We start from the raw sequence: 6,046 nt of genomic DNA on the forward strand, positions 1-6,046 counted from the left end.
ACAGGTCAGGTCCAAGACACCGCACCAGAACAGTGCGGGTCGGGCAACAGCAGGGTCAGACCCGTGCTGGTGGGGTCACGGAATCATCAATGGCAACAGCTGCTGTTGTCACTGGGGCGAGGCCCCGGGAGCGTGCCCTTGGGCCTGACCTTGATCGAGGCGCAGAAATACGCCCGCCGCGCTGAACAGCTGGCGGTGCTCAAGACCTTTGCGGAAGGGGAGCTGCTGCGCCGCCTGCCCTTCCGCAACCTGGTGGGCGGTTCGCTGAGCTTCCCGGCCGAGACGAAACTCCCCCGCGTGGGTTTTCGGGCAGTGAATGAGGGCTACCGCCAGAGCTACGGGGTGATCAACTCCGATTCGGAGTTCGTGCACCTGTTCGGCGGCGACCTGGATGTGGACCGCTCGATCGTGGACCTGCAGGGCCCTGAGGCTCGTGCTGCCCAGACCGAGATGAAGGTGCGCTCGATGCGCCTCACCCTCGAGGCCGCAATCATCAATGGCGACGACACCTTTGATCCGCGGGCCTTCAACGGGCTGAGCAAGCGCCTGGTGCCGGGCGAGGACCAGACGATCGACAACGGTGGCAGCACCCTCAACCTGCTGGCGCTGGAGGCCCTGACCGACAGCGTGATCGGTTACGGCGGCGACAAGGTGCTGATCGCCAGCAAGGCGGCCCGCCGCCAAATCAGCACCGCTTCCCGCCAGGCCGGCGGCGACCTCTACGAGGTGATCGACGGCAGGCACTACTTCGAGGGGATCGAGATCCTGCTGGTGGAGGAGGACGCCGAGGGCAACGCGGTGCTCGGCTACGACGAACCCGCAGGCACCACCTCCATCTACTGCTGCGTGCTCGGCGATGCGGCGGTCTGCGGCCTGCAGGGCCCGTTCGAGGGGCGCTACGGCATCTCGGTGCGGGATTTCGGGGAGGTGCATGACGCGCCGGTGTTCCGCACGCGGGTGGATTGGTACGTGGGCTTTGCGGTGTGCAACCGCAAGGCCGCCGCACGTCTGTTCAACGTGGCGCCGATGCCGCTGGTGCTGCCCTGAGCGGCGTTTGATCAGCTCCGCAAGACCCTGGCGGCACAACAGATCTTTTTCCCCTGTTCTTTGTTCTGGAGACCCTTCCATGACCTCTCAAGCCACCCGGCTGCTCGACGCCCAGACGGTGCTCGTCGGCTGGATCAACCACTCCGCCACCGACTGCTACGAGCACACCCGCAGCAGCGGTGATGTCGTCAACCTCGGCACCGATCTCGATGCCACCAGCTCCTTTGTGCTGGTGGCTTCCCACCCCGGCCACAGCGGGGCGGTGACGGTGACCCTGGAGCTGGCGCCGCTGCTGGCCGATGGCAACGCCGGCAGCTGGATCACCGCCGCGGCCGTCGCCATCCCCGCCGCTGGCGGCAAGGTGGAGGCGATCATCAGCGGTGCCGCACTGCTGATCAACCCGGCTGACAGCGCGCTGATCACGCCGCCCTGCCTGCGGCTGGCGCGGGCGACGGTTTCGCCTGGCACGCCTGCCGGGATGACCGTGGCGCTCACCGCCAACCAGGGGCTGTGAGGTGAGCGCCATGAGCAACCCACTCGACACCCTCAGCGTGACGGCCGGGGCTGAGGCCCTGCCGCTGCAGCTGCTGCAACCCCTCGACAGCAGTAACCCCTCCTCCACGCCGGTCCGTCTCTCGGGCACGGAGCAGCGGCCGCTGGTCAACCCCGATCCCGGAGTGATGGGCGGAGAGGGCGACAGTTCCTGGCTGCCGCCCAGCCAGCTGCTGATCGGCAAGGACGGCGTCACCCGCTCGATCTGGCCAGTGCACCTGGCCGGCTGGCAGGCCCTGGGCTGGCAGCTGCTCAGCCCCGCCAGCGGCGGCGATGACCAGGCACAGGTGGATGCCGAGGACAACGCGCCGGAGCCTGTGGTGGACCCCGGCCAGGCGCCGCCTGAGCAGGAGGCGCCGGTGACGGAGCCAGAGCTGGCGGATGCGCTGGACCTCGAGCCCGAGCAACCGGAAGCGCCGGATCCCGCCCCGACACCCGATGAGCCCACTCCTACCGACAACCCGCTGGAGACCACCACCGATGGTGGCGAGGCCCTGTTGGCTTCTGAGCCCACCGACTTCCAGGCCATGACCAAGGCCCAGATCGTCGAGTTCTGCTCCACCGTCTACGGCGTGGAGCTCGATGGCAGCCAGACCAAGGCCGAGCTGGTGGAGCAGGCCACGGCACTGGAGGCCCAGGCCAGCGGCAGCAGCACGGCCACCAGCGACGGCACGGGTGTCGCCAGCAGCGATCCTGCCGATCTGGCGGCGCTGGAGCTGGGGGATGCCCTGCTCTGATCCCAGCAGCCAGCGCTGCCCCGGCCGGCGCATTCCTGGCTGGGGGCTGGCAACAGCTCAGCAGCACTGCCCTGGCGCCGATGGCGACTCCCGATCCGGCTGTGCTGGCCGAGCTGACGGCCCAGTGCCGCAGCAGCAGCCGGCCCCAGGGGGTGATTTTCCTGGGCCAGGCCCAGCTGCAGGACGGAGGCATCCCTGAACCACCTCCGTCCGGGGGTGTCAGCTCAGTGCAGGCCCTGGCGCCACTCATCAGTGCCACTGCCGGCGAGGGAGTGGTGGTGATCGCGCTGGACCTGCGCCTGCTCAGCCCCTTGCCGCCCTGATTTCTCGCCTCCACCTCTCTCCCTTTCTGCACTGATCGCCATGGCCACCAGCACCGAAACCCGTACGTCTCCCCGCGCGCTGCCCCAGCCCACCGACCTGCTGCTGGTGCAGCGCGGCAGCACGCCCTACCGGGCGACTGCTGATGAGGTCAAAGCGTTCATGCTCACCCCCGCCACAGCGGCGGCGATCGGGGCGATCAGACCCGGCACCAACCTCAGCGTGGATGCCGATGGCACCCTTCACGCCGCCATTCCCGGCGCACTGCACTACCGGGGTGCAATCGACCCCACCACCGCGGAGGCCCCGGCCGATGCCGCTGTTGGAGACGTGTATTTGGCCAGTGCCGGCGGTCCTGCCCTGGCCAGCTGGAGCGGCATCGCCGGAGCGGAGATCGCCCAAGGGGATCTCCTGTTGTTTGACGGCAGCACCTGGAGTGCCAACGCCGCCCTGGGCCCCGATGGCGCCGGCGTGATCCGCATCCAGGTGGCCGCACCACTGGCCATCGATGAGAGCGATCCCGCCCAGCCGCTGCTGAGCGTTGAGCCCGCAACCACCGCCGCTGCCGGCGTGGTGCAACTGGCCGACCCGTTGGCGCTGGCCGACGGCACCCCCGGGCGGGTGGTGGACGCGGCCCAGTTGCAGGCGGCGCTGGCCACTGCCCAGCCGGCCGGCGACTACATGCCCCTGGACCTGAGCACCCTGCCTGCCCTGCCCTGACCGCCGCAGCTGATGACTCTTCAACCAGGCGACCTGCTGGCGATCACCCGCCCTGCTGGGCCCCAGGTCGGCACCTACCAACTGCCGGCAGTGGCATTGGCGGAGCTACTGAACCCACCGCCAGTGCTGGGAATCAGCGGTGTGGTTTGGTCAACCGTGCGCTCGGCGGCAGACAACAGCTGGCAGGCGATCTGCTGGTCACCGGAGCTGCAGCTCTACGCCTGCGTAGCGGGTAGCGGCAGCGGTAACCGGGTGATGACCTCAAGCGATGGCATCCGCTGGAGCCCCCAACCATCAGCGGCGGACCACAACTGGGTGGCGCTCTGCTGGGCCGCCGAGCTGGGGCTGTTTGTCGCCGTCAGCGACAGCGGTATTGGGAATCGGGTGATGACTTCACCGAATGGCCGCAGCTGGACCCTGCGCCAGATGCCTGCCAACAACAACTGGACTTCGATCTGCTGGGCACCAGAGCTGGGCCTGCTGGTGGCCGTCGCAAGCAGTGGCACCGGCAACCGGGTGATGACCAGCAGCGATGGCATCCAGTGGACGGCCGGCCCGGCTGCCGCTGATCAGGAGTGGCGCTCGATCTGCTGGGCGCCGCAGCTGGGGCTGCTGGTGGCGGTGAGCAGCACCGGCGGGAGCCAGCGGGTGATGACCTCAAGCGATGGCCGCAACTGGACCCTGCGGACAGCGGCCACAAACAACAACTGGACGGCAATCTGCTGGGCAGCAGAGCTGGGGCTGCTGGTGGCGCTGAGCAGCAGCGGCCGGGGCAACCGAGTGATGACCTCAGCCGATGGCATCACCTGGACGAGCAGGTCCTCGGCGGCCGACAACGCCTGGACCGCCCTCTGCTGGGCACCGGAGCGGGAGCTGTTGGTGGCGGTGAGCAGCAGCGGCACCGGCAATCGGATCATGACCAGCCCAGACGGCCTGAACTGGACGGTGCGCAGCTCCCCGGCCGATCTGGGCTGGCGCTCGCTCTGCTGGTCGCCCCAGCACAGGCAGTTCGCGGCAGTGAGCAACAGCGGCGCTGGCAACCGGGTGATGGTGAGCCCCTGACCCATGCCTGACACCACGACACCCCTGCCGGCGATTGGAACGCGCTGCTGGCGCGACCTGATCAGCCCAGAGACCGGCGCCACAGTGCTCAACCTGGCGGCAGACAGCAGTGACGCCGATCCGATGGTGGAGCTGACCTACGACGAGGGCGGCAGCGGCTGGTGGCCACTCTCCACGCTGGTGTTTGAGCAAAGCTGAGTGAAGGGGCCTCAGCCCGCCCCCACCAGCTGCTGGCGCAGGGCGGCAAGGGCCTTCTTCTGGGCCCGCTGCACCGCCATGGGGCTGATCTGCAGCTGCGCCGCGGCGGCCCGTAAGGACAGCCCCTCGAGGACGGTGAGCCGCAGGGCTGTGGCCTGGGCTGCCGGCAGCTGCTCCACCAGCTGCTCCAGCGCCGGCCCGGTGAGGGAGGCCTCCAGCGTGGGCTCAGCGGCGGGAGCCGCCAGCTGCTCCAGCAGGGAGGACTCACCGGCGGCGGGTGCATCGAGGCTGGTGTGGCCAAGCGGGCAGGTGCCCTTCTCATGCTCGCGGCGGGAGATGCGGACCAGGCGGACGCGATCGCGCAGGTGGTGCTGCAGGGCCCCGGTGATGCAGCGGCGCAGATAGGGCGCTGGAGGCTCTCCGGCTCGGCAGCGGGGAGCGGAGCGAACCAGGGCTTCACGGGCCACCTGGATCAGATCCTCCCGCTCCACCAGCGGGAAGAGGCGCCGGGCGGCGGCGGAAGCCAGGGCATCGGCGATTGGCAGGTGCTCCAGCACCAGAGCATCGCGGGCACGCAGGGCAGAACGGCTGGGAAGCGTGGACTGCTGCTGACCGCGGGGGGACGAAGCGGGGGAAGCCATCTGGGAGACGGCGGAGAACCCCACCCCCACTGGCCGGCCGCAGCGCGGTGGCAAGGACGACCCCCCTGGGGGCGCCTGGCCTGATCCTTGACGCGGCGTGAGGACTGGCCGAGGGATCCGGTGGGTGTGCGCCGGCCCGGGGGCGACTCGCCCCCAATACCCCCAACCACCAGCAGAGTCCGCTCGTTCGTGGCCTCTGAGGCTGCCCTGCTCCGGGGCCGAGGCTGCGGGTTGCTGGGTCCAGAAAGGGCGGATTATGGTGGGTACCTTGCAGCGGCGATGGTTTCAGGGCAAGGTCTGAGAACATGAAAATCCTGAATACCCGCCGCCGCCGTTCTGTCCCTGCCCCCGTCGCGCCGAGCCTGCAGATTGATCTGGAGGGAGACTTGCGGCGCTACACGCGCCTCCTGCGGAAGGACTGCGAGGTTCTTGGCGTGGTGAAGATCGGCGGGGATGACCTCGGAGCGCTGGTTCGGCTGACCTCGAACGGTGACCTGGTCAAGGTCACGGGCGGCGAGGTAACCATGCTCAATCAGAGCCGGGTGCGGATGAAGCTGGAGCTGCTGGAGCGGCAGCAGCACAGATTGAAGCTGGGAATGGTGGCGGTGGAGGATTAGTCCAACATTGCTCCTTGTCTGACTTAAACAAAAGAGGAAAGTAAAGCTCCATGACCACACTCAGAAACCTGCTGAATTCATATCGAGAAGCAGCGCGTAATGAGCGCGACAAGGGGACTTATTTTGAGCGGTTGGCAGTTGCTTATCTAAC

At 68.3% G+C, this 6,046-nt stretch carries 9 protein-coding genes; 8 read left to right on the forward strand and 1 reads right to left on the reverse strand.

Annotated elements, in window-relative coordinates:
* From AC01FP_RS15540 to AC01FP_RS15570, 7 genes are all read left to right on the forward strand, one after another.
* The coding region (locus AC01FP_RS15540) for a major capsid protein (protein ID WP_474481582.1) at nt 1-1,047 on the forward strand (1,047 nt) is incomplete at its 5' end.
* Nucleotides 1,048-1,126: 79 nt separating this feature from the next.
* On the forward strand, nt 1,127-1,561 hold the full coding sequence (locus AC01FP_RS15545; RefSeq protein ID WP_094592159.1) for a hypothetical protein: 435 nt from the start codon (nt 1,127-1,129) through the stop codon (nt 1,559-1,561).
* 10 nt (nt 1,562-1,571) lie between these two features.
* The gene (locus AC01FP_RS15550; RefSeq protein WP_474481583.1) at nt 1,572-2,336 is read left to right on the forward strand and encodes a hypothetical protein; all 765 of its coding nucleotides are present in this window, start codon (nt 1,572-1,574) and stop codon (nt 2,334-2,336) included.
* Between the two features lie 80 nt (nt 2,337-2,416).
* Nucleotides 2,417-2,659 (forward strand): hypothetical protein, encoded by a 243-nt coding sequence (locus AC01FP_RS15555; protein ID WP_474481584.1) that lies wholly within the window; start codon nt 2,417-2,419, stop codon nt 2,657-2,659.
* A 40-nt stretch (nt 2,660-2,699) separates the two neighbouring features.
* On the forward strand, nt 2,700-3,377 hold the full coding sequence (locus AC01FP_RS15560; RefSeq protein WP_474481585.1) for a hypothetical protein: 678 nt from the start codon (nt 2,700-2,702) through the stop codon (nt 3,375-3,377).
* A 12-nt stretch (nt 3,378-3,389) separates the two neighbouring features.
* A complete protein-coding gene (locus tag AC01FP_RS15565; RefSeq protein ID WP_474481586.1) occupies nt 3,390-4,439 on the forward strand; it encodes a beta propeller repeat protein in 1,050 nt (349 codons plus the stop codon).
* A gap of 3 nt (nt 4,440-4,442) precedes the next feature.
* On the forward strand, nt 4,443-4,637 hold the full coding sequence (locus AC01FP_RS15570) for a hypothetical protein (RefSeq protein WP_474481587.1): 195 nt from the start codon (nt 4,443-4,445) through the stop codon (nt 4,635-4,637).
* Between the two features lie 11 nt (nt 4,638-4,648).
* On the opposite strand, the gene AC01FP_RS15575 is transcribed toward AC01FP_RS15570, so the two are convergent.
* Complete coding sequence (locus tag AC01FP_RS15575; RefSeq protein ID WP_474481588.1) at nt 4,649-5,278, reverse strand: sigma-70 family RNA polymerase sigma factor; 630 nt, start codon at nt 5,276-5,278, stop codon at nt 4,649-4,651.
* Between the two features lie 305 nt (nt 5,279-5,583).
* Between AC01FP_RS15575 and AC01FP_RS15580 the strand changes: the two genes are divergently transcribed.
* Nucleotides 5,584-5,895, forward strand: a complete 312-nt coding sequence (locus AC01FP_RS15580; RefSeq protein WP_474481589.1) for a hypothetical protein — start codon at nt 5,584-5,586, stop codon at nt 5,893-5,895.
* The last annotated feature ends 151 nt before the right edge of the window (nt 5,896-6,046 follow it).

It is taken from the genome of Cyanobium sp. NIVA-CYA 375, from assembly GCF_056108345.1.